The following is a 561-nucleotide window of genomic DNA, read 5'->3' as shown; positions in this document are numbered from 1 at the left end:
TTGTCCCGTCCTGAAATAACGATACACAAAAAAAAACATCGTTATGAAAGAAATCTCTAGTTATGTAAAGCGAACTCAAAAAGACTATTCAATGTCTTTTAAACTTCAGGTTGTTCAAGAAATAGAACAAGGAAAACTATCCACTTATTCAGCTTGTCTAAACTATGGTATACAATCACGTTCGACGGTTGTTCAATGGCTACGAAAATTTGGTAACTTTGATTGGGAAACCCAAACCCCTTCCAATATGCCAAAATCACCTGAACAAAAAATAATGGAACTTGAAGCTCAGGTCAAGTTATTAGAAAAACAAAAGGCTCTTTTGGAACGACAAGCTTATGTCGCAGACAAAAAAGCGATCTTGTTTGATATGATGATAGATCTAGCCGAGAAAGAATATCACATCGATATACGAAAAAACTCTCCACCCGAACAATCGACTACTTCAGAAAAAAAGAACAAAAAACAGTAGCGTTTACCTGTTATTTGTTCGGGATAGACAGACAGGTTTATTATCGAAAAATTAGAAGAAGAGCATCCAAACAAAGCAAAGCCAAAGAA

Annotated in this window: 1 protein-coding gene; it reads left to right on the top strand. The window is 35.3% G+C overall.

Translation table 11 applies throughout. The features are described 5' to 3' along the window. The first annotated feature begins 43 nt into the window (after window positions 1-43). Window positions 44-472, top strand: coding sequence for a hypothetical protein (locus K5R64_RS10170; protein WP_220763207.1), 429 nt, complete (start codon window positions 44-46; stop codon window positions 470-472). Window positions 473-561 lie beyond the last annotated feature (89 nt).

The sequence above is a fragment of the Flavobacterium sp. UMI-01 genome, from assembly GCF_019656315.1.
GTDB lineage: Bacteria > Bacteroidota > Bacteroidia > Flavobacteriales > Flavobacteriaceae > Flavobacterium.
Note: the sequence above shows the minus strand (reverse complement) of the source record. Positions and strands in the feature narration are given on the sequence as shown.

Coding starts and splice junctions, on each gene's coding strand:
- K5R64_RS10170 (WP_220763207.1), top strand. CDS start 44: ATGAAAGAAATCTCTAGTTATGTAAAGCGAACTCAAAAAGACTATTCA.